Here is a 20,710-nt window from a genome sequence, read left to right on the forward strand (position 1 = left end):
CCGGAGGTCCAGCATGAGCGCCCGCCCGAAGATCGACGACGAGCAGCGCCGGGCCCGCCTCGGCCGGCGCCACCTGCTCGCCCCCGCCCACCGGGCCGGCGCCCCCGAGCAGGTCGCCGAGGCGGTACTCGCCCTGCACGCCTCCGACCCCGCGACGGTCTTCCTGTCCACCGCCGCCCGCCTCGACCGGCCCGGCAGCGACGCGCTGGACCAGGCGCTCTACGAGGACCGCTCGCTCGTCCGGATGCACGGCATGCGGCGCACCCTGTTCGTCGTGCCCGACGATCTCGCGCCCCTGGTCCAGTCCTCCACCACCCGCAAGGTCGCCGAGCGGGAGCGTCGCGGCCTGGTCGCCTTCGCCGCCGAGGTCGGCTTCGACGAGGCCTGGCTGGCCCGGGTCGAACAGCTCACGCTCGCCGCGCTGGACGCCGCCGGGCAGGCCAGTGGCGCCCAACTGGGAGCCAAGGTACCCGAGTTACGCGAGTCGATGACGGTGGCCACCGGGAAGCCGTACGAGGCGAAGCAGACCATCGGGGTCCGGCTGCTGCGGGTGCTGGGGATGGAGGGGTCGATCGTGCGCGGCCGTCCGGTGGGGAGCTGGACCAGCGGCCAGTACCGCTGGGAACTTCGGCCGGCCCTGCCCGAACTGCCCGTCGCCCAGGCGCAGTCCGAGCTGGCGGCACGCTGGCTGGCGTCCTACGGCCCGGCCACCGTCGAGGACGTTCGGTGGTGGACGGGCTGGGGGCTGCGCGAGGTGCGGGCGGCCCTGGCCGCCTGCGGAGCCGTACCGGTCGATCTCACCGCCGGCGAGGGCTTCGTCCTGCCCGACGACACCGGGCCGGTCGCCGCGCCCGACCCCTGGGCGGCCCTGCTGCCCGGCCTGGACCCCACCCCGATGGGCTGGCAGCAACGCGACTGGTACCTGCCCACCGAGCACCGGACCGACCTGTTCGACCGCTCGGGCAACATCGGCCCGACCGTCTGGTGGAACGGCCGGATCATCGGCGGCTGGGCGCAGCGGCCGGACGGTGAGCTCGTCTGGCGGCCCCTGGAACGCCTCGGCAGCGACGCGACGGCGGCGGTCGAGGCCGAAGTCGCCCGGCTACGGTCCTGGCTCGGCCCGATCCGGGTCACCCCACGTTTTCGCACGCCGCTCGAGCGATGCCTCTCCGGCTGAACGGGGTAGCCCGTGCAAGTGAGCGACAACGTGCGGCTGCGGACCGTAGCCTTCCGATTCGCGCAGTTCCTCGCGCCCCTGGGCAATGCAACTGAACGCTGGGGAGTTACAAAATGCAAGGGATCGACCGCACGGGCACCGGCAGCAGCAAGTGGGCCCGGGCCGGGGATGGGCGGATCGCGCTGGGGCTGGCCGACATGGACCTGCCCGGGCTGCCGGAGATCGGTGCGGCGCTCGCCGAGCGGGCCCGGCACAGCGCGTACGGGTACACCGTCTGCGATCCGGGCGGGCGGGCGCTGGTGGCCGGCTGGTACCGCGAGCGGCACGGGGTGTTGGTCGACCCGGAGTGGGTGCTGCTGCTGCCGTTCGGGCCGCGTACCGCGCTGCGGCTGCTGCTGTCGGTGGTCGGGCCCCGGTGGCCGGTGCTCTTCCCGACGCCCGAGTGGGGCGGGTTCGAGCAGCTCTGCCGGGCGGCGGGGCTGCCGTACCGGGCGGTGGGTCTGGCGCGGGACGCCGACGGCTACCGGCTGCCCGTCGGGGCTTTCGCCGGGGCGGACCTCGTCCTGCTGAGCAGCCCGCACAACCCCTCCGGGCGGGTCTGGACCCGGGACGAGATCCGGGGGCTCGCGGAGGGCGTGGCCGAGGCCGGCGGGCTGCTGGTCTCGGACGAGGTGCACAGCGACCTGGCGCACCCCCACCCGACGCTGCGCCACCCCGTCGCCGTGAGCGTCGCCGGAGAGCTCGCCCGGCACACCGTGACGCTGAACTCGGTCGGCAAGACCTTCAACACCTCCGGCATCCCGAGCTGCTTCGCGCTCGTCCCCGACCCCGGCCTGCGCGAGCGGCTGACCACCCGGATGGCGGAGTACGGCCTGTGGGAGGGCGGACTGCTGGAGCAGGTCGTCCAGCGGGCCGCGCTGCGGCACGGCGGACCCTGGCTGGACGCCCTGCTGGACCGGCTGGCGGCCAACCGTGAGCTGGTCCTCGGTGCACTGCCGGGGGCGGTGCTGTCCCGCCCGGAGGCGTCCTACCTGGTCTGGCTGGACGCCGTCGCGCTCGGGTTGCCCGCCGTCGGGGCCCGCGAGATCCTGCTCGCGCAGCGTGACGTGGAGCTGTCCGCCGGTACCGACTGCGGGGCGGAGTGGACGGGCTGCCTCCGGCTCAACTACGCCCTCCCCGAATCGTCGCTGCGGACCGCGCTCACCCGATTGACGCGCTGTTAATGCCGCCTGACCTGCGCAGATCTCCCGCGAGCGGCGCACATGTTTGGTTCGTAGCAGACTGAGGCAGGAAGACCGGGCCGCAATTCGCGAACCGAGGATGGTGAGTCCGGTGATACCCGTTCGCCCGAATCAGACACCCGCTCCTCAGCAGGCACCCCGCTCGACACCACCGAGCGTGACGCCGCTGACCGAATCGACCGCCGAGGACCATCTCCTCGGCATCTGTTTCAAGATCGGCCCGCCTCGGCTGGTCGGTGTGGAGGCCGAGTGGTTCGTCCATGACTCCCGATGTCCCCAGGCACCGGTGGAACCGCACCGGGTCGCCGCCGCGCTGGCGCAGCTGCCGACCGCTGCGGAGCCGGTCCACCCGGACCCCGCCCACTCCGGCGGCGAGCAGCCCGAGCCGCCGCTCCTCCCGGCGGGTGCCCGGCTCACCCGTGAACCCGGCGGGCAGGTAGAGCTCAGCTCCCCGCCCGCCGAACACCCCGCCGCCTGCGCCGAGGACCTCCTTCGCGACCAGGCCGAGCTGCGCGCCGCACTCGCCGCCCAGGGCCTGCGCCTCACCGGCTCGGGCACCGACCCGCTCCCCCGCGAACGCCGGATGCAGCTGGACCATCCGCGCTATCTGGCGATGGAGCAGTTCTTCGACCGCGCCGGGCCGTGGGGCCGGATCATGATGACCGGTACCGCGTCAGTCCAGGTCAACGTGGACGCCGGTGCCGACAGCGGCCCGCACACGCTGGCCGACCGCTGGCGGCTGACGCACCTGCTCGGACCGGTGCTGGTCGCCGCGTTCGCCAACTCCCCGCTGCTGGACGGCAAGCCGACCGGCTACCGGTCCACCCGTCAGCTGGTCTGGTCCCGGATGGACCCGAGCCGTACGCTCGCACCGGCCGCCCCGGGCGCGGCGGCCACCGACCCGCGTGAGGACTGGGCCCGCTACGTGCTGGACGCCGAGCTGCTCTGCGTCCGCCGCCCGAACGGCAGCCCCTGGACGGCCCCGGCCGGGCTGACCTTCCGGGGCTGGCTGCGCGGCGCGGGCGAGCGCCCGCCGTCGCTCGCCGACCTGGACTACCACCGCACCACGCTCTTCCCCCCGGTCCGTCCGCGCGGCCACCTGGAGCTGCGCATGATCGACGCGCAGCCCGGCGACGGCTGGCTGGCGCCGCTGGCCCTGGTCACCGCGCTGCTGGACGATCCGGCGGCCGCCGACCTCGCCCGGGCCGCCCTGGAGCCGCTCACCCCTGCGGACGGGCTCCGCCCGCCCCGGGCCGAGCTCTGGCACCGGGCCGCCACCCTCGCCCTCGGCGACCCGCAGCTGCGCCGGGCCGCCCTCGCCTGCTTCGGAGCCGCCGACCAGGCCCTCGCCCGCCGGCCCGGCTCGCACCGGCTGCGCGGCGCGCTCGCCGACTTCGCCGATCGCTACCCGGCGCGCGGCCGCTGCCCCGCCGACGACCAACTGGACGCGCTGCGCTCCGGCGCCGACCCCGTCTCTTCGGAGGCCGCACGATGACGCACACCGAACTCCCTTCTGCGGAAGCCCTGCGGGAGCGGATCGCCACCGAGCTGCTCACCGCCCGGGACCGCACCGCCGGTCTGACCGACTGCGTCGCGGACCACGAACTGACCGCCCAGCACTCCCCCCTGATGTCCCCGCTGGTCTGGGACCTCGCCCACATCGGCAACCAGGAGGAGCTCTGGCTGCTGCGCAACGTCGGTGGGCGCGACCCGATGCACCCCGAGATCGACCCGCTCTACGACGCCTTCGAGCACCCGAGATCCGAGCGGCCCAGCCTGCCGCTGCTCCCGCCGGACCAGGCCCGCGCTTACGCGTACGAGGTACGCGGCCGGGTCCTCGACCTGCTCGCCGCCAGCCCGCTCGAGGGGACGCCGCTGCTGCGGGACGGCTTCGCCTTCGGCCTGATCGCGCAGCACGAGCAGCAGCACGACGAGACCATGCTGATCACCCACCAACTCCGCCGGGGTGCGGCCGCGTTGGTCGCACCGGCTCCTGATCCGTGCACGGCGGAACTGCCGGCCGAGGTGCTGATCCCCGGTGGCCCGTTCACCATGGGCACCGACACCGAGCCGTGGGCGCTGGACAACGAACGCCCGGCACACCAGGTGGACGTCCCGGCGTTCCGGCTCGACACCACTCCGGTGAGCAACGCCGCCTACCAGCGGTTCATCGCCGACGGCGGCTACCAGGACAGCCGTTGGTGGACGCCGGAGGGCTGGGAGCACAGGTGCCGGGCCGAGTTGACGGCGCCGCTGTTCTGGAGCCGGGACGGCGGCCAGTGGCTGCGCCGCCGGTTCGGGACGGTCGAGCCGGTGCCCGGCGAGGAGCCGGTGCTGCACGTCAGCTGGTACGAGGCGGACGCCTACGCCCGCTGGGCCGGGCGGCGGCTGCCGACCGAGGCCGAGTGGGAGAAGGCCGCCCGGCACGACCCCGCCACCGGCCGCTCCCGCCGCTACCCCTGGGGCGACGCCGAGCCGGGCCCCGAGCACGCCAACCTGGGCCAACGCCACCTCCAGCCGGCCCCCGTCGGGAGCTACCCGGCGGGCGGGTCGCCGTACGGGGTACGGCAGTTGATGGGTGACGTGTGGGAGTGGACGGCGAGCGACTTCCGCCCCTACCCCGGCTTCCGGGCCTGGCCGTACCGGGAGTACTCGGAGGTCTTCTTCGGGCCGGAGTACAAGGTCCTGCGCGGCGGCTGCTTCGCCGTCGCCCCCGTCGCCTGCCGGGGCACCTTCCGGAACTGGGACTACCCGATCCGACGGCAGATCTTCGCGGGCTTCCGCACCGCGCGCACCGTGGACGTGGACTGATGTGCCGTCATCTCGCCTATCTGGGTGAACCGTTGGCGATCGGGCGGCTGGTGCTCGACCCGCCGTTCGGTCTGCACCGGCAGTCCTGGGCGCCGCGGGCGCAGCAGTACGGGACGATGAACGCCGACGGGTTCGGGGTCGGCTGGTACGCGGACGGCGACCCGGTGCCCGCCCGCTACCGGCGGGCCGGGCCGATCTGGGCGGACGGCGGCTTCGCCGACCTCGCGCGGGTGGTGCGCACCCGGGCCCTGCTGGCCGCCGTCCGCTCCGCGACCGAGGGGTGCGCGGCCGGGGAGGCTGCGGCGGCTCCGTTCGGCGCCGACCGGTGGCTGTTCAGCCACAACGGCGTACTGCCCGGCTGGCCCGGCCAACTCGCCAAGCTGGCCGCCCTGTTGCCGCCGGAGGAGCTGCTCGGACTGGAGGCCCGCAGTGACTCGGCGCTGGTCTGGGCGCTGGTACTGCACCGGCTGCGGGCCGGCCGCCCCCCCGGCGAGGCGCTGGCCGACACCGTCCGGACGATCGCCGAGCACAGCGACGCCCGGCTCAACCTGCTGCTGACCGACGGGACTTCGATCGCCGCCACCACCTGGGGCGACACCCTCTGCTACCGGGCCGTACCCGGAACCGGCGTGCTGGTCGCCTCGGAACCCGGCGACGACGACCCCGACTGGATCCGCCTGCCCGACCGAAGTCTGCTGCTGGCGACCGCCGAGAGCACGACCGTACAGACCCTGAACCCTTGAGAGGACGACCCGCCGTGAGCACCTTCGATCTCACCCGCCTGCTGCCCGCCGACCACTTCGGCCAGGCGCTACGGCACGACGTGAAGAACGGGATGACCGCGCATCCCAAGTGGCTGCCCCCGAAGTGGTTCTACGACGCCCGGGGCAGCGAGCTGTTCGAGGAGATCACCCGGCTGCCGGAGTACTACCCGACCCGCGCCGAACGGGAGATCCTCACCTCCCGGGCCCGCGAGATCGCGGCGATCACCAAGGCCCGGACCCTGGTCGAACTGGGCTCGGGCTCCTCGGAGAAGACCCGGCTGCTGCTGGACGCGCTGAGCGAGCTGGGGACGCTGGCGGAGTACGTCCCGGTGGACGTCAGCGAGAGCGCGCTGGAGGCGGCGGGCAAGTCCCTGGCCGTCGAGTACCCGAGACTGGCGGTGCGGGCCGTGGTGTCGGACTTCACCCACGGGCTCGGCCTCTCCGACGGCGCCGGCGGCCCCCGGCTGGTCGCCTTCCTCGGCGGCACGCTCGGCAACCTGCTGCCCGACGAGCGGGCCGCCTTCCTCACCTCCCTGCGGGCCGGGCTCGATCCGGGCGACTTCGTCCTGCTCGGCACCGACCTGGTGAAGGAGCCGAAGGTCCTCGTCGCCGCGTACGACGACGCCGCCGGCGTCACGGCGGCGTTCAACAAGAACGTGCTCGACGTGCTCAACCGCGAGCTCGGCGCCGACTTCGACCCGGAGCAGTTCGACCACGTCGCCCTCTGGGACGCGAAGCAGGAGTGGATCGAGATGCGGCTGCGCTCCCGCCGGGCCCAGACCGTGAAGATCCGCGAACTCGACCTGCCGGTCCACTTCGACGAGGGCGAGGAACTCCGGACGGAGGTCTCGGCCAAGTTCCGCCACACCCGGATCGCCGACGAACTTGCGGCCGCAGGGCTGCGGTTGGCGGAGTGGTGGACGGACGAGGCCGGCCGGTTCGGCCTCTCCCTCGCCGTCCCGGCGTAGGCCCGGTCCGACGCGACGGAAGGCTCCGGCACCGCACGATAGCGCCGATCGTGCTGTGCCGGGGCCGAATCACCCAGTCCGCGCACGCGGGCACTCACCTCCGGTACCCATGGGTGCTGGGAGGGATGTGTCCTTGATCTTCAGTCGGATTCGCACCAGGGGTACCACCAGAACGCAGGCGGCGGCCTGCCCGCACGCACGGGAGTCCATGGCCGGGCCGCCGTCGCCCGTTCCCACCGAGATTTCTGACGAAGCGTCAGCCATAGGCCAAGCCGTGGCGTTCGTCCGGCAGTTCCACCAGGAGCGGCCGGGTGAGGGCGATCCGGCGCCGAGGGTCCGTCAGGTGCTGGCCGAGATCGAACGTACCGGCACGTACGAGCACACCAGCGCCGAACTCGCCTTCGGTGCGCGGGTCGCCTGGCGGAACGCGGCGCGGTGCATCGGGCGGCTGTACTGGCGGAGCCTGGTGGTGCGCGATCTGCGGCAGGTCTCCTCGGCCGACGCGATCGCCGAGGAGTGCTTCGAGCACCTGCGCATCGCCACCAACGGGGGTCGGATCCGGCCGGTGGTCACGGTCTTCGCCCCCGACCGGCCCGGACAGCCGGCGCCCCGGATCGCCAACCAGCAGCTGGTCCGGTACGCGGGCCACGCACAGCCGGACGGCGGCTGGATCGGCGATCCAGCCGGAGCCGAACTGGCCGAACGGGCCCGGACGTTGGGGTGGAAGGGCGGCCAGGAGCCGTTCGAGGTACTGCCGTTGCTCGTCCAGGAGCGGCCGGGATCCGAGCCGCAGTGGTACGAGGTGCCACAGGACGCCGCCCTGGAGGTACCGCTGCTCCACCCCGACCACGGCTGGTTCGCCGAACTCGGGCTGCGCTGGTACGCGGTACCGGCGATCAGCGACATGACGCTCGAGATCGGCGGCGTCCACTACCCCGCCGCGCCGTTCAACGGCTGGTACATGGGCACCGAGATCGGCGCCCGCAACCTGGCCGACGCCGACCGGTACAACCTGCTGGGCGTGGTCGCGGAACGGCTCGGGCTCGACACCTCCTCCGAGCGGACGCTCTGGCGGGACCGCGCGCTGGTCGAACTCAACGTGGCCGTCCTGCACTCCTTCCAGGAGGCGGGCGTCACGATGGCCGACCACCACACCGAATCGGAACGCTTCCTGAGGCACATCGCCCAGGAGAAGCGGCTCGGCCGCCCGACGCCCGCCGACTGGAGCTGGATCGTCCCGCCGGTCTCGGGCGGGCTGACGCCGGTGTACCACCGCTACTACGACCCGGTGGACCTGCGGACGCGGCCCGCCTTCGTGGCGCGCGAACCCTGGCAGTGGCTTCCTCTCGGTCGCCCACCCGTCAGCCGGCCGGCCGGCGGTAGCGCAGGGTGAGACCGTCCAGCAGGGCTTCCAGGCCCATCTCGAACGCGCCCTCGTCGATGCTGCGGCGGTGCTCCGCGAGCAGGTGGGCCTCGGTGAGGTGGGGGTACTCGGCGGCGTAGAGCTCGGCGTCCTCGGGGAAGCCGGCGGCGAACGAGCCGAGGGCGGAGCCGGTGATGAAGTAGCGCATCAGCGCGCCGATCCGAGTGGCCTGGCCGCGTGGCCAGCCGGCGGCGACCAGACAGCCGAAGACGGCGTCGGCGAGGCGCAGCGCGTTCGGGCGCCGCCCGGGCCCCTGGGCGAGCACCGGCACGATGTTGGGATGCGCGGCGAGGGCCGCCCGGTAGGAGCGGGCCCAGTCGCGGAGCGCGGTGCGCCAGTCGGCCCCGGCGGCGAACATCGACAGGTCGACCTCTCCCATCACGCTGTCGACCACAGCGTCGAGCAGTTCGTCCTTGGTGGCGAAGTGGTTGTAGAGCGAGGGGCCGCTGACGGAGAGCTCGGCGGCCAGCCGCCGGGTGGAGAGCGCGTCCAGGCCGTCGCCGTCGACGAGCGCGAGCGCGGTGACCACGATGCGCTCACGGCTCAGCAGGGGTGTGCGCGGGCGCGCCATCGTCGTTTCCTCCGGTCGGGTGGGTATCCGTGCATTCTGGCAGGTGGCTCTTCACAGATGACGTGGGTCGGGCTACAGTCCAATAAAACTTGCACCGCTAGTTTAAGTGAGGCCGGCCACCCATGAACCTGGAGCTCTCCGAGGAGCAGACCGCCGTACGTGCGCTGGCCGCCGAGTTCACCGACCGCGAGATCGTGCCGTTCGCCGCCGAGTGGGACCGCGCCGAGTCGGTGGACCGCTCGGTGATCGGCAAGCTCGGCAAGCTCGGGTTCCTCGGGCTGACCATCCCCGAGGAGTACGGCGGCAGCGGCGGGGACCACCTGGCGTACTGCCTGGTCCTGGAGGAGCTCGGCCGGGGCGACTCCTCGGTGCGCGGCATCGTCTCGGTCTCGCTCGGCCTGGTCGCCAAGTCGGTCAACTCGTACGGCACCGAGGAGCAGAAGCAGCACTGGCTGCCCCGGCTCACCTCCGGCGAGGCGCTCGCCTGCTTCGCCCTCACCGAGCCGGGCACCGGCTCGGACGCCGCCAACCTCACCACCCGGGCGGTGCGCGAGGGCGACCACTGGCTGATCAGCGGCGCCAAGATGTTCATCACCAACGGGACTTGGGCCGACGTCGCGCTGGTCTTCGCCCGTACCGGAGAGGCCGGTCACAAGGGCGTGACGGCGTTCCTGGTCCCGACCGACTCACCTGGCTTCGGGCGGCGCGAGATCCACGGCAAGCTCGGGCTGCGCGGCCAGGCGACGGCGGAGCTGGTGTTCGACAACGTCCGGGTGCCGGACAGCGCCCGGCTCGGCCCCGAGGGCAAGGGCTTCACGGTGGCGATGGCCGCGCTCGCCAAGGGCCGGATGTCGGTCGCGGCCGGCTGCGTCGGCATCGCCCGGGCCTGCCTGGAGGCGGCCGTCGGGTACGCCAAGGAGCGCGAGCAGTTCGGGAAGCCGATCGCCTCGTACCAGCTGGTGCAGGAGCTGCTCTCGGACATCGCGGTCGACGTCGAGGCCGCCCGGCTGCTCACCTGGCGGGTGGCCGACCTGATCGAGCGCGGACTGCCGTTCGCCACCGAGTCCTCCGTCGCCAAGCTCTTCGCGAGCGAGGCCGCCGTCCGGGCCGCCAACAACGCGCTGCAGGTGTTCGGCGGGTACGGCTTCATCGACGAGTACCCCGTCGGCAAGTACCTGCGCGACGCCCGGGTGATGACCCTGTACGAGGGCACCAGCCAGATCCAGAAGCTGCTGATCGGGCGAGCCCTGACCGGCGTCAACGCGTTCTAGTCCCGTACTCCACTCCCGTACTCCCACTCCCACTCCCACTCCCGTACTCCCACTCCCGTACTCCACTGACGTAGAGGAGCCCAACGAAGTGCGTCCCGTCTACTTCGCCGCCGCCCGCCGCACCCCGATCGGGCGGCTGCGCGGCGCGCTGTCCACCGTACGGCCCGACGACCTGTCGGCTGCCGTGCTGCGTGGCCTGCTCGACCAGGTGCCGCAGCTGGACCCGGCCCGGATCGACGACGTCTACTGGGGTGCGGCCAACCAGGCGGGCGAGGACAACCGGAACATCGCCCGGATGGCCGTGCTGCTCGCCGGGCTGCCCGAGACCGTCCCCGGCGTCACCGTCAACCGGCTGTGCGCCTCCGGGATGGACGCCGTCACCAGCGCCGCCCGGGCGATCGGCTCGGGCGAGGCGGAGGTGGTGATCGCGGGCGGCTGCGAGTCGATGAGCCGAGCGCCGTTCGTACTGCCCCGCCCCGACGAGGCCCTGCCGCACCGGATGGAGACGTACGACACCCGGCTCGGCTGGCGGCTCACCCACCCCCGGATGAAGGACCTGCACGGCGTGCTCACCATGGGCGAGACCGCCGAGGAGGTCGCCGCCCGGTACGGGATCAGCCGCGAGCGGCAGGACGAGTTCGCCCTGCGCAGCCACCAGCGCGCGGCGGCGGCCCGCAAGGACGGACACTTCGACGCCGAACTGCTGCCGGTGGTCCGCCCGGACGGGGTGACGGTCGACCGGGACGAGGCGATCCGCGAGGACACCACGCTGGAGCGGCTCGCCCAGCTCAAGCCGGTCTTCCGGGCCGGCGGGACGGTCACCGCCGGGAACGCCTCGCCGATGAACGACGGCGCGGCCGGGCTGCTGCTGGTGAGCGAAGCGGCGCTGCGGGAGCTGGAGTTGGAGCCGCTCGGCCGGTACGTCGGCGGCGCGGCGGCGGCGGTGCACCCGGACGTCATGGGCATCGGCCCGGTGCCCGCCACCCGCAAGCTGCTCGACCGGCTGGGCCTGCGGATCGACTCCCTCCAGGAGGCCGAGCTGAACGAGGCGTTCGCCGCGCAGGCCCTCGCCTGCATCGACGAGCTGGGCCTCGACCCGGAGTTGGTGAACCCCTCCGGCGGCGCCGTCGCGCTGGGCCACCCGCTCGGCAGCTCCGGCGCCCGGATCATCACCACCCTGCTGCACCGGATGCGCCGCACCGGCGCGCAGCGCGGCCTGGCCACCATGTGCGTGGGCGTCGGCCAGGGCGCCGCCGTCATCGTCGAGAACAGCTGAACAGCTGAACAGCTGACGTCCGAGCACAACTGAACGTCCGAGGGAGCAGAGAGACATGACTCGTTTCGCAGGCAAGGTCGCCGTCGTCACCGGCGCCGCGCAAGGTATCGGTGCCGCGACCGCGCTCCGGCTGGCCGAGGAGGGCGCGGTGGTCGCGGTGGTCGACCTCACCGCCGAGCGGGCGCAGGGTACCGTGGACGCGATCACCGCCAAGGGCGGCACGGCGCGGGCGTACGGCTGCGACGTGGCCGACTACGACGCGGTGGCGGCGGTGTTCGCCACCGTGGCCGAGGAGTTGGGAGCACTCCACATCCTGGTCAACAACGCCGGGATCACCCGGGACAACCTGTTCTTCAAGATGCCGAAGGCGGACTGGGACACCGTCCTGACCGTCAACCTGACCAGCGCCTACAACTGCAGCCATGTGGCGCAGAGTTACATGGTCAAGCAGAAGTACGGCAAGATCGTCTCACTCAGCTCGCGCTCCGCGCTCGGCAACCGGGGCCAGGCCAACTACGCCGCCGCCAAGGCCGGCATCCAGGGCCTGACCGCCACCCTGGCGATCGAGCTCGGCCCGTACAACATCAACGTCAACGCCGTCGCCCCCGGCTACATCGCCACCGCGATGACCGCCGGCACGGCCGAACGGGTCGGCGCCACACCGGAGGAGCACCAGACCCAGGTCGCGGAGCGCACCCCGCTGCGCCGGGTCGGGCAGCCGGAGGAGATCGCGGCCGTGGTGGCCTTCCTGGTGAGCGAGGACGCGTCGTACGTGAGCGGGCAGACTCTGTACGTGAACGGAGGGGCGCGCTGACCGTACCGTTCGAGCGAATGTGACGTACAGTCATATGGTCACCCTAGTGTAGATATTACTCAACGCTGGGGTGACCATTACCTGTTCGCATAGTTAATATGGACTACGCCCTGGTGCTCCTATGTGACTATGGAATGATCGTGCTGCGGCCGATGGGATTGCGGGGCCGACCGTCTGGTCGGTTCAGGCCTTCCGAAGGAGTTCCATGGGTCGCACCCCCGTCACCGCGGGCCCCCGACGCTCCACGACCACCCGCGCACTGGCGCTGCTCGCCGTCGGGGCCACCGCCCTGACCGCCGCGAGTGTCACCACCCAGGCCACGGCACTGGCGGGCCACCAGATCGGTGTCCCGACCGTTCATGTGCGTCCGGCGTCCAGCGGGCACATCTTCGCCACCTCACGGCCGGCGCCGATATCGACCTCCGACTGTGTCACCCAGATCGGCATCCACTGCTACTCGCCGCTGCAGTACCGCACGGCCTACAACCTCGCCCCGCTCTACCAGCAGGGCGTCACGGGCAAGGGTCGGACGATCGTCATCGTCGACTCCTTCGGCTCGCCGACGATCCAGCACGACCTCGAGGTCTTCGACAAGCAGTGGGGCATCCCCGACACCAACGTCGAGGTCAAGCAGTGGGGCAACGTCCCGCCCTTCAACCCGAACAACCCGGACCACACCGGCTGGGCCGGTGAGACCACGCTCGACGTCGAGTACGCGCACGCCATCGCCCCGGACGCGCACATCGTCCTGATGGAGACCGGCGTCGCCGAGACCGAGGGCGTCACCGGCCTGCCCGAGATGATGGACGCCGAGCAGTCGATGATCAAGTCGGGTCAGGGCGACGTGATCTCGCAGAGCTTCGGCGCCACCGAGAACACCTTCCCGGGCTTCGACAAGGGCGACTTCAAGTCGCTCACCGACCTCCGGTACGCCTTCAAGGAGGCGGCGGCCCACAACGTCACCGTGCTCGGCGCCTCGGGTGACAACGGTGCGACGGACTCCACGTCCGGCAGCGACCTGTACCCGTACAAGGTCAACTCCTGGCCGTCCTCGGACCCGCTGGTCACCTCGGTCGGCGGCACCCAGCTGACCCTGGACAACAACGGCAACCGCACCGCACCCGACAAGGTGTGGCACGACGCCTACGGCGCCGGTGGCGGTGGCGTCTCCGGCGTCTTCGAGCGTCCGTGGTACCAGTGGGGCGTGGCCGGGGTCACCGGCAACCACCGCGGCACCCCCGACATCAGCATGAGCGCCGCCGTCGACGGCGCGGCCTGGACGTACCAGTCGTACGACCCGAAGGCCACCGGCTGGTCGCTGACCGGCGGCACCAGCGAGGCCACGCCGATCTTCTCCGGCGTCGTCGCGCTCGCCGACCAGCTGGCCGGCTACCGTCTCGGCCAGCTCAACTGGCGGATGTACGGCCTCAGCGCGCTGCCCTCGCAGTGGAGCGGCATCACCGACGTCACCACCGGTGACAACGGCTGGAACGGCGTGACGGGCTACCAGGCCGCCAAGGGCTACGACCTCGCGTCGGGCCTCGGCACGATCGACGGCGCGCGCTTCGTGCACGCGATCGCCGGTCGGTAGTCGACAACTGGCAGACGGCAGCAGGCAGTTGCTGGCCGGTAGTTGCTGACTGAGTTACGAACGAACCGGGTGCCCGGTCCCGCCTTCCCCCCGGAGGTGGGGCCGGGCACCTGTTCTGTGTGCGTCGCTGCGTACGCGCTGCGCCGACTACCTTGCCGACTGTTCCGGACTACTCCGCCGGCTGGGCGGCGACGAGCTGCTTGAGGTACCGCTCCGCCGCGCGGAGTTTGCGACCGTCCGGACCGGGCAGGTGGGCACGGAGTTCGATGATCTCCGGAGCCAGCCGGATCGCCTCGGCCCGGTCGGGGACAGCCCGCCAGCACGCCTCGGCGTTGGTCGCCGCCCGCTGGGTGTCCGGGTGCTCCGGGCCCTCGGAGCGGAGCAGCGTCAGCGCGACCTCACGGTAGAGGTCGGCAGCGACTGCGGGCAGACCGGCGAGCCGCGAGACGTGCGCACGGACCTGCCGCACCTGGAGCACCTCGGGAGCGAGCGGACCGTGCGCGCTCACGGCCGACTGCTCCAGCTCCAGGGCGAGTTGGGTGGCCGTGTCGTGCTCGCCCGCTTCGGCGCTGCGGACGATCCGGCCGATCGCCTCGCGGTAGTCGACCTGCTCGGCGGCGGGCTGCTCGGCTCGGGCGGGTTCGGGCTGTGCCGGGTCGGGCTCGGCTTCAGGCACGGGCACGGGTTCCGGCTCGGGCTCGGGCTCGGGCTCGGGCTCGGGCTCGGGCTCGGGCTCGGGCTCGGGCTCGGGCTCGGGCTCGGGCTCGGGCTCGGGCTCGGGCTCGGGTTCAGGCTGCGTGGTGGGGAGCTCGAGCTCGGGTTCGGCAGCGGGCTGAGTGACGGGACGCTCAGGCTCGGGCTGCTCAAGGAGGGCAGGCCGCTGCTTGACGAGGCTGACCCCCAGGCTCGCGCCGGGCCGGGGCACCGGCACGTAGGCCGCCCCAGGCTTGACGAGACTGACCGGCGGAACCGCCGTGGGCACGGACCGCTCCGCCGCACGGCCGGTCGACTTCAGCAGCGACACCGGCCTGGGCGGGCGGGGCGGGGTCGGCGGCACACCTGCCTTGAGCAGCGACACCGGCCCACCCGACAGCCTGGTCTGCGCCTCGGGGGACGACGGGACCAGGGCCTTGGCCAGCGTCACGCGCTTCCCCGCCGCCGGACGCTGACGCGCCGTCCGGTTGGCCGGCTTGGGCATGACGGCCGCCGGACGCGGCCCGTCCCACGGCTTGGGCTCGGGCTTGCCGTCGCCCAGTACCCGGGCGGTGTTGCGGAACACCGGCCGGTCGGCCGGGTACGAGGAAAAGATGATCACATCGGGGCGCAGCACCGAGTGCACCTGCCCGCGCAGCTGCTCCGGCGACAGTACGGGCCCCGCGCCCGGACGCCCGCCGTGCAGCGCCTCGATCAGGGCCCGGGTGAAGGTGCCGATCCGGTCCGGGTCCGGACTGACCACCGCCCAGAGCGGGAGGCCGTCCTTCAGCGGTGAGATCGAGCTCTGCAGCTGCGGCCAGGCGGCCTGATCAGCACTCAGGTCGGCGATCACCAGGGTGCCCCACTCCGCCGGACGGTGCCGCAGTTCCTCGGCGATCACCTGCCAGGGCAGCGCGTCCTGGCGCAGCGAACCGGCCTTGGAGTCACGCAGCGTCAGGTACAGCTGCTCGCCGCGCCGGTCGGTCACCAGGTGGCCGCCCAGGTGGATCAGGATCGGTCCGGGGTGCCGGGCGGCTGCCCGCAGGTGGGCGAGCACGCTCTGCGGGTCGGCGGCGCCCGGGAGATGGACGGCGTCCACCGCGTCGGCGGCGAGCAGGATCTGCGGCGAGACGGCCGCCAGCATCGCGGACAGTATCGGCGCCTGCGCCGACCCCGCCCGCCCCCAGGGCCGACGGCCGGGACCGCCGTAGCCGCCCTCGACGAGCAGGATCCGGCCACGCGGTCCACCGCCCAGACCCATCGGAGCCTGGGCGGCGGGCGCCACGGGAGCGGTCATGGGAGTAGCCATGGGGGCGGCCACGGGTTTGGTGAGCGGCATCGCCGGCGGTACCGGCGGTTTCACGGGTACGGGTGGCATCGCGGGCGCCCAGCCGACGGGCGGCGGCGGCACCGGTGCCGGTGCCGGTGCGACGACCGGCGGCTCGAAGGCATCGGTGATGCGCGGCATGACGGCCGTGCGCTCCACCGCCGGCAGGGTCTCCTCGTACGGAGGCAGCACAGTGGTCTCCTCCGCCGCCGCCGAGTACCACTCAGCGCCCCCGGAGGTCGATGTCACGTCAGCCACCGCCGGTCACCACCCCGCCCCGCCGCTCTCGCGACGTACACCTGTCCGCAGTGGTGTCGGCCACCACGCCCGCTCTCGCCACCTTACGGGGTATTCCCTCGGCCGATCCAGGCCGGGGCTGGATCATGTGACCTGAGGCCGACCGGTGCTGATCAGCAGCGGATCAGGAGGAGATCAGGAGAAGATCTGGGGGGGATCAGGCAGGGATCCGGAGCGGATCAGTAGGTGACGACGATCCGCCGGGCCGGGCCGTCGACCCGGACCAGGCCGCCGTACGGGATCACCACCTGGGGGTCGGTGTGGCCGAGGTCGACGTCGAAGACCGCCATGGTGTCCGGCGCGTACTCGGCGAGCGCCCGCAGCACGACCGCCCGCTGCTCGGCCCGGTAGCGCTCGCGTCCGGCGGCGTCGTTCGGCTGGGCGAAGGACCAGGCCCGGGCGCGTCCCATCAGGAGGGCCGGGAACTGCCGCAGCAGCCCGCGCTCACCCATGCTCCGCAGGATCCGGTACACCTCGTCCGCGCTCGGGAGCAGCTCCGAGGTCTCCAGGAAGAGCACCCCGCCCTGGTACTCGGCCACCGGACGGATCTCCCGGTCCGCCATCAGCAGTTGGGCCAGCACCTCGACGCAGCCGCCCCAGGCCGCGCCTTCGACCACCCGGTCGGCCTTGTGCCAGTACCAGCCGTCGGCGGGCTCCATCACAGGCTCGGAGTCGAAGGTCCGCGGGTCCTCCCAGGGGCGTTCGACGTCGTTGGTGTCCGGGGAAGGCGTCAGCTCGTACTCGCCGGAGGTGAAGAGCGCGGCGCGGACGGAGGCGTCGGTCAGCGGGTGCATCGCACCGGCCCGGCCGAACTGCGTCATCACGGCGGCGCCGTGGTAGCCGACGATGCCGAGGTTGCCCAGGTACATCAGCAGGTTGGTGTTGTCGCTGAAACCGAAGAACGGCTTGGGGTTGGCCCGGATCAACTCAGCGTCCAGGTACGGCAGTACGGTGATCTGGTCGTCGCCGCCGATGCTGGCGACGATGGCCTTGATCTCCGGGTCGGCGAAGGCCGCGTGCAGGTCGGCGGCCCGCTCGCGAGCGGTCGCACCGAGTCGGCGAGTGGTCGGGTACTCCACCGGCTCCAGGCCGTACTCCTCCACCAAGCGGCGCAGGCCGAGGTCGAACGGCAGGGGCAGCACCTCGGGCAACCCGGCGGCGGGCGAGACGACGGCGACGCGGTCACCGGGGCTGGGCTTGGCCGGGTAGGCAGGCTGTGTCATGCCGGAAATCCTACGAGGGCTGATCATCCGATCCCCAGCGATTTTGGTGGGGACCGGATGATCAGCGGATACCGCGATCGGCAGGCTCCGCTGCGCGGCGAACGCGCGGGAGCCTGCCGATCGCGGTATCCGCCGCGCTCCGCGCTACTGGCGGGAGTGCTGCGGGCCACCGGTGGCGATGTCCTTGCGGCTGACCGCCAGGTAGCCGACCAGGCCGAGGATGACGACCGCCACGGCCAGGCTGACCGGGCCGGTGCCGAGGGCCAGGCCGCCCCGGCTGTGCGGCACGCCGGCCCAGTCCGCGAACGAGGCGCCGAACGGGCGGGTCACGATGTAGGCGAACCAGAAGGCCACGATGGCGTTCAGCCGGAACAGCCAGAAACCGAGCGCCGGGACGGCGAACAGGACGGCGAACATCACGCCCGAGGAGAAGTACCCGAGGTGCAAGGGCACCGCGGTCAGGTCCCCGGCGGCGGTACCGAGCGCGAAGGTCGTCATGACGGTGGCCCAGTAGAACATCTCGCGACGGCGGGTGTGGATGCTGTGGATGGAGAGGGTCTTCTCGGTCGTGTACCAGAGCCCGAGGACAGCGGCGAGCGCGAGCACGAAGAACGTCGTCGACGCGATATAGGGGACACCGAGCCCGACGTGCAGCACGTCGGCGGCCATCGTGCCGAAGACGCTGACCATGACGATGGCCAGCCAGTAGATCCAGGCCACGTACCGGCGGACGTAGAACTGCAGCCCGAGCGCGGCCACCAGCGCGACACCCGCCAGGCAGACGGCGACCGGCGGGCCGAGCAGCTGGTTCGCCAGGTAGTCCGAGGTCGTCTCCCCCATGCCGGTGGTCAGCACCTTGATGATCCAGAAGAGGGCTGTCACCTCCGGGACCTTGCTCAGCGCGTGCCGCACGGGGGCCTGCGCTCTGTCCTGCTGGAGTTGGCTTGTCGAACCTGTCGTCATGGCGGACAGGATGGCATATCCCGATGAGCTCTTCGTAACATCCCCTGGCCCGGCCGCGCAGCACACCCGCGATCGGTACCAGTAGGATCACCTGCCAATGGACGCGAGCGCAGGAATCGAGATGATCACCGTCCCGCCGGGGCAGGTGACGCTGTCGGACCGGCGGACGCAGCGCAGTTGGCCGGTCGAGCTCGCGCCCTACGAGCTGGCGGCGTTCCCGGTCACCCAGGCGCTGTACGCACAGGTCACCGGTCAGCGGCCGAGCACGGCCCAAGGGGACCGGCTGCCCGTCGAAGGCGTCTCCTGGTGGGACGCGGTCCGGTTCTGCAACACCCTGTCCGAGCGCGACGGGTTCGCGCCCGCCTACCACCTCCACCCCGACGGCGAAGGCATCGAGTGGGACGCCTCCGCCGACGGGTACCGCCTGCCCACCGAAGCCGAGTGGGAACACGCCTGCCGCGCCGGTACGACCGGACCGCACTACGGGCCACTCGACGAGATCGCCTGGTACCGGGGCAACTCGCAGGAGCGAATCCACGAGGTGGGCGCCAAGCAGCCCAACCCGTGGGGCTTCCACGACCTGCTCGGCAACGTCTGGGACTGGTGCTGGGACGTCTACGACGCCGAGGTCTACGGCACCTACCGGGTCCTGCGCGGCGGCGGCTGGTTCGACGAACACTGGAGCTGCCGTGCCTCCGCCCGCCGCCGCAGCCACCCCTCCTACCAGGTCGACGACGTCGGCTTCCGCCTCGCGCGCTCCACCACGCACTGACCACTCCAGCCACCGGCTTGCCGAAGCCACTACCGGACGAGGGGTCGTCCCCCTGAACTGACCCCGACCACTGGGGAGAACTGCTGACCGCCTGGGGACTCTTACCGTCCACCAGCGGGGAGCTCTGTTGTCTGCCACTGGGGAGATCCAACTGTCCCCTGACAGTTGAGGACGGCGAACTGCCACGACCCGTCGGCCGACCGGCGGGCGACGGCCGTCGTCGTTCCGGTCGGCGAGATCCGGGTGCCGTCCGGCGACGTCGCCTCGAGGTTCCAATCGACGATGATCAGGGCCGTGTCGCCCCCGATCAGGGTGACCTTGGGCTTGTTGGTCAGACGCGCCTGAGCCGCGATCGTCCGGACCGTCTCAGCGCGCAGCGCCTCCCGGTCGGTGAGGACTTCGCCGGTGAAGGTGCGCATCGTCGCGTCCTGGTGGAACAGCGCGAGGACGGCGTCGGCGTCCCCTGCGTTGAGCGCGTCCTCGTACGCGAACGGGAGGCGGGCCGGGTCGACGATCCCGGTGTTGACGGGTTCCTGACTGTTCAAGGCTGACTCACTCCTCGTGTGGGTTCGACCGGATTCCCCGGAGCCGGCGCCACCACCTCGCAGCCGGCCGGGTCAACCAGGCACACCGGCACGACCCGATCGCCGACCGAGGCCACCAGCACTCCGGCCCGAGGTACCTCTGGCGGACAATATCGCGCGCTCCGGATCCAACCATCGCCGCCTCTGTCTAGCACGCAGACATGACGGGGGATCAACCACCCCAACTACCCGGTTCAGACCCGCGCGCTGCACGCCTACCTGCGCTGGCGCAACGCCAACGCCCGCTACCCCGACGTCCTGGCCGCCCAACACCGCGAGCGAGCCTGCATCCGCAGCGAGAAGGGCCTCCACAGCCTGACCAGCCCGCTGGCCCTCCTGGCCACGCCATGGGCGATCCCTTCACGGAGCATTACCCGGAGTGATCGTCACTTCCGCCGACCTCTGCTCGGAGTTGGTTTCGGGTGCGCATCAGGATCCGGCCGAGCATGTTCTTGCCGGTACCAGTCCTGCCTCGGCCCCAGTAGTGGTCGGTGGTGGTGTCCTCGACGATCTCTTCGTCGGCGGTGGACAACAGGATGTCGCGGATGTCCGCATGCGCTCGGAACTTGGTCGCCACGGCACGACGCATCACGTCGTCCTTGACACGGTCCCAGTCCCGCCGCAACGGTTTGGACGGGTCACGGCCAAACTCGGCGGCACGCAAGGGCGTGCGAGCCCGACGGATGAGATCGGCATGGCGGGTGCCGATGAACTTCTGGGCCTGGAAGTAATGCTCCGAGGTCGGCCACAGATGTCCGTCGAGGTCCAGGCTGTGCGCAGAGAAGTTGGAGAAGCAGCCGTAGGGGACTTCGTCGGCGCCGTAGAAGTAGATCGTCATCCGAGCCTCGTGGCAGTTGCGGGAACCCGCACGGTCTCAGGCGCCGGGCTGCGCTTGCAACCGGTTTGCCGACAGTGCTCACGAAACGGCGGATCCCAGAATCTGC

General features: G+C 72.0%; 18 protein-coding genes and 1 pseudogene. 13 read left to right on the forward strand and 6 right to left on the reverse strand.

All coding sequences use genetic code 11. The features are described from left to right. Window positions 1–13: 13 nt before the first annotated feature. From P3T29_RS03775 to P3T29_RS03805, 7 genes are all read left to right on the forward strand, one after another. Window positions 14–1,177: a winged helix DNA-binding domain-containing protein gene (locus tag P3T29_RS03775; protein ID WP_280714803.1), complete on the forward strand. Its 1,164-nt coding sequence runs from the start codon at window positions 14–16 to the stop codon at window positions 1,175–1,177. Between the two features lie 113 nt (window positions 1,178–1,290). Beyond that, window positions 1,291–2,400 carry an aminotransferase class I/II-fold pyridoxal phosphate-dependent enzyme gene (locus P3T29_RS03780; RefSeq protein ID WP_280714804.1) on the forward strand — a complete coding sequence of 370 codons (1,110 nt, stop codon included), beginning with the start codon at window positions 1,291–1,293 and terminating at the stop codon, window positions 2,398–2,400. Between the two features lie 175 nt (window positions 2,401–2,575). After that, complete coding sequence (gene egtA, locus P3T29_RS03785; protein ID WP_280714805.1) at window positions 2,576–3,913, forward strand: ergothioneine biosynthesis glutamate--cysteine ligase EgtA; 1,338 nt, start codon at window positions 2,576–2,578, stop codon at window positions 3,911–3,913. After that, window positions 3,910–5,229 carry an ergothioneine biosynthesis protein EgtB gene (gene egtB / locus P3T29_RS03790; protein ID WP_280714806.1) on the forward strand — a complete coding sequence of 440 codons (1,320 nt, stop codon included), beginning with the start codon at window positions 3,910–3,912 and terminating at the stop codon, window positions 5,227–5,229. The genes egtA and egtB overlap by 4 nt, the downstream gene beginning before the upstream one ends. Continuing rightward, window positions 5,229–5,972, forward strand: coding sequence for an ergothioneine biosynthesis protein EgtC (gene egtC / locus P3T29_RS03795; RefSeq protein ID WP_280714807.1), 744 nt, complete (start codon window positions 5,229–5,231; stop codon window positions 5,970–5,972). The genes egtB and egtC overlap by 1 nt, the downstream gene beginning before the upstream one ends. Before the next feature lie 14 nt (window positions 5,973–5,986). Further along, window positions 5,987–6,961, forward strand: a complete 975-nt coding sequence (gene egtD / locus P3T29_RS03800) for an L-histidine N(alpha)-methyltransferase (RefSeq protein WP_280714808.1) — start codon at window positions 5,987–5,989, stop codon at window positions 6,959–6,961. A gap of 208 nt (window positions 6,962–7,169) precedes the next feature. Next, the gene (locus P3T29_RS03805; protein ID WP_280714809.1) at window positions 7,170–8,354 is read left to right on the forward strand and encodes a nitric oxide synthase oxygenase; all 1,185 of its coding nucleotides are present in this window, start codon (window positions 7,170–7,172) and stop codon (window positions 8,352–8,354) included. On the opposite strand, the gene P3T29_RS03810 is transcribed toward P3T29_RS03805, so the two are convergent. Then, entirely contained in the window at window positions 8,323–8,955 is a 633-nt protein-coding gene (locus P3T29_RS03810) for a TetR/AcrR family transcriptional regulator (RefSeq protein ID WP_280714810.1), read from the reverse strand. The two genes, P3T29_RS03805 and P3T29_RS03810, sit on opposite strands and share 32 nt — an antisense overlap. A 122-nt stretch (window positions 8,956–9,077) precedes the next feature. Between P3T29_RS03810 and P3T29_RS03815 the strand changes: the two genes are divergently transcribed. The 4 genes from P3T29_RS03815 to P3T29_RS03830 all read left to right on the forward strand — a co-directional run bounded on the left by P3T29_RS03815 (window position 9,078) and on the right by P3T29_RS03830 (window position 13,907). Next, complete coding sequence (locus P3T29_RS03815; protein WP_280714811.1) at window positions 9,078–10,226, forward strand: acyl-CoA dehydrogenase family protein; 1,149 nt, start codon at window positions 9,078–9,080, stop codon at window positions 10,224–10,226. An 88-nt stretch (window positions 10,227–10,314) separates the two neighbouring features. Further along, a complete protein-coding gene (locus P3T29_RS03820; protein ID WP_280714812.1) occupies window positions 10,315–11,502 on the forward strand; it encodes an acetyl-CoA C-acyltransferase in 1,188 nt (395 codons plus the stop codon). A 55-nt stretch (window positions 11,503–11,557) separates the two neighbouring features. Further along, window positions 11,558–12,316: a 3-oxoacyl-ACP reductase FabG gene (gene fabG, locus P3T29_RS03825; RefSeq protein WP_280714813.1), complete on the forward strand. Its 759-nt coding sequence runs from the start codon at window positions 11,558–11,560 to the stop codon at window positions 12,314–12,316. Window positions 12,317–12,521: 205 nt separating this feature from the next. Continuing rightward, window positions 12,522–13,907, forward strand: coding sequence for a S53 family peptidase (locus tag P3T29_RS03830; protein ID WP_280714814.1), 1,386 nt, complete (start codon window positions 12,522–12,524; stop codon window positions 13,905–13,907). Window positions 13,908–14,076: 169 nt separating this feature from the next. Here the strand turns inward: P3T29_RS03830 and P3T29_RS03835 are convergent, their stop codons facing one another. The 3 genes from P3T29_RS03835 to P3T29_RS03845 all read right to left on the reverse strand — a co-directional run bounded on the left by P3T29_RS03835 (window position 14,077) and on the right by P3T29_RS03845 (window position 18,410). Continuing rightward, the gene (locus P3T29_RS03835; protein WP_280714815.1) at window positions 14,077–16,185 is read right to left on the reverse strand and encodes a hypothetical protein; all 2,109 of its coding nucleotides are present in this window, start codon (window positions 16,183–16,185) and stop codon (window positions 14,077–14,079) included. A gap of 218 nt (window positions 16,186–16,403) precedes the next feature. Next, a complete protein-coding gene (locus tag P3T29_RS03840) occupies window positions 16,404–17,447 on the reverse strand; it encodes an LD-carboxypeptidase (RefSeq protein ID WP_280714816.1) in 1,044 nt (347 codons plus the stop codon). A gap of 144 nt (window positions 17,448–17,591) precedes the next feature. Beyond that, a complete protein-coding gene (locus P3T29_RS03845; RefSeq protein ID WP_280714817.1) occupies window positions 17,592–18,410 on the reverse strand; it encodes a hypothetical protein in 819 nt (272 codons plus the stop codon). 97 nt (window positions 18,411–18,507) lie between these two features. Between P3T29_RS03845 and P3T29_RS03850 the strand changes: the two genes are divergently transcribed. Next, the gene (locus P3T29_RS03850) at window positions 18,508–19,182 is read left to right on the forward strand and encodes an SUMF1/EgtB/PvdO family nonheme iron enzyme (RefSeq protein ID WP_280714818.1); all 675 of its coding nucleotides are present in this window, start codon (window positions 18,508–18,510) and stop codon (window positions 19,180–19,182) included. Window positions 19,183–19,283: 101 nt separating this feature from the next. Here the strand turns inward: P3T29_RS03850 and P3T29_RS03855 are convergent, their stop codons facing one another. After that, window positions 19,284–19,727: an SgcJ/EcaC family oxidoreductase gene (locus tag P3T29_RS03855; protein ID WP_280714819.1), complete on the reverse strand. Its 444-nt coding sequence runs from the start codon at window positions 19,725–19,727 to the stop codon at window positions 19,284–19,286. A 213-nt stretch (window positions 19,728–19,940) separates the two neighbouring features. Here P3T29_RS03855 and P3T29_RS03860 point away from each other — a divergent pair. Further along, a pseudogene (locus P3T29_RS03860) lies at window positions 19,941–20,075 on the forward strand (IS630 family transposase); the annotation flags it as partial. Window positions 20,076–20,136: 61 nt separating this feature from the next. Here P3T29_RS03860 and P3T29_RS03865 read toward each other — a convergent pair. Beyond that, window positions 20,137–20,604 carry an NADAR family protein gene (locus P3T29_RS03865; RefSeq protein ID WP_280714820.1) on the reverse strand — a complete coding sequence of 156 codons (468 nt, stop codon included), beginning with the start codon at window positions 20,602–20,604 and terminating at the stop codon, window positions 20,137–20,139. Window positions 20,605–20,710: the final 106 nt, after the last annotated feature.

This window comes from Kitasatospora sp. MAP5-34 (assembly GCF_029894335.1).
Classification (GTDB): Bacteria; Actinomycetota; Actinomycetes; order Streptomycetales; family Streptomycetaceae; genus Kitasatospora.

Coding starts and splice junctions, on each gene's coding strand:
- P3T29_RS03775 (WP_280714803.1), top strand. CDS start 14: ATGAGCGCCCGCCCGAAGATCGACGACGAGCAGCGCCGGGCCCGCCTC.
- P3T29_RS03780 (WP_280714804.1), top strand. CDS start 1,291: ATGCAAGGGATCGACCGCACGGGCACCGGCAGCAGCAAGTGGGCCCGG.
- egtB (WP_280714806.1), top strand. CDS start 3,910: ATGACGCACACCGAACTCCCTTCTGCGGAAGCCCTGCGGGAGCGGATC.
- egtC (WP_280714807.1), top strand. CDS start 5,229: ATGTGCCGTCATCTCGCCTATCTGGGTGAACCGTTGGCGATCGGGCGG.
- P3T29_RS03805 (WP_280714809.1), top strand. CDS start 7,170: ATGGCCGGGCCGCCGTCGCCCGTTCCCACCGAGATTTCTGACGAAGCG.
- P3T29_RS03810 (WP_280714810.1), bottom strand. CDS start 8,955: ATGGCGCGCCCGCGCACACCCCTGCTGAGCCGTGAGCGCATCGTGGTC.
- P3T29_RS03815 (WP_280714811.1), top strand. CDS start 9,078: ATGAACCTGGAGCTCTCCGAGGAGCAGACCGCCGTACGTGCGCTGGCC.
- fabG (WP_280714813.1), top strand. CDS start 11,558: ATGACTCGTTTCGCAGGCAAGGTCGCCGTCGTCACCGGCGCCGCGCAA.
- P3T29_RS03830 (WP_280714814.1), top strand. CDS start 12,522: ATGGGTCGCACCCCCGTCACCGCGGGCCCCCGACGCTCCACGACCACC.
- P3T29_RS03840 (WP_280714816.1), bottom strand. CDS start 17,447: ATGACACAGCCTGCCTACCCGGCCAAGCCCAGCCCCGGTGACCGCGTC.
- P3T29_RS03845 (WP_280714817.1), bottom strand. CDS start 18,410: ATGACGACAGGTTCGACAAGCCAACTCCAGCAGGACAGAGCGCAGGCC.
- P3T29_RS03850 (WP_280714818.1), top strand. CDS start 18,508: ATGGACGCGAGCGCAGGAATCGAGATGATCACCGTCCCGCCGGGGCAG.
- P3T29_RS03865 (WP_280714820.1), bottom strand. CDS start 20,604: ATGACGATCTACTTCTACGGCGCCGACGAAGTCCCCTACGGCTGCTTC.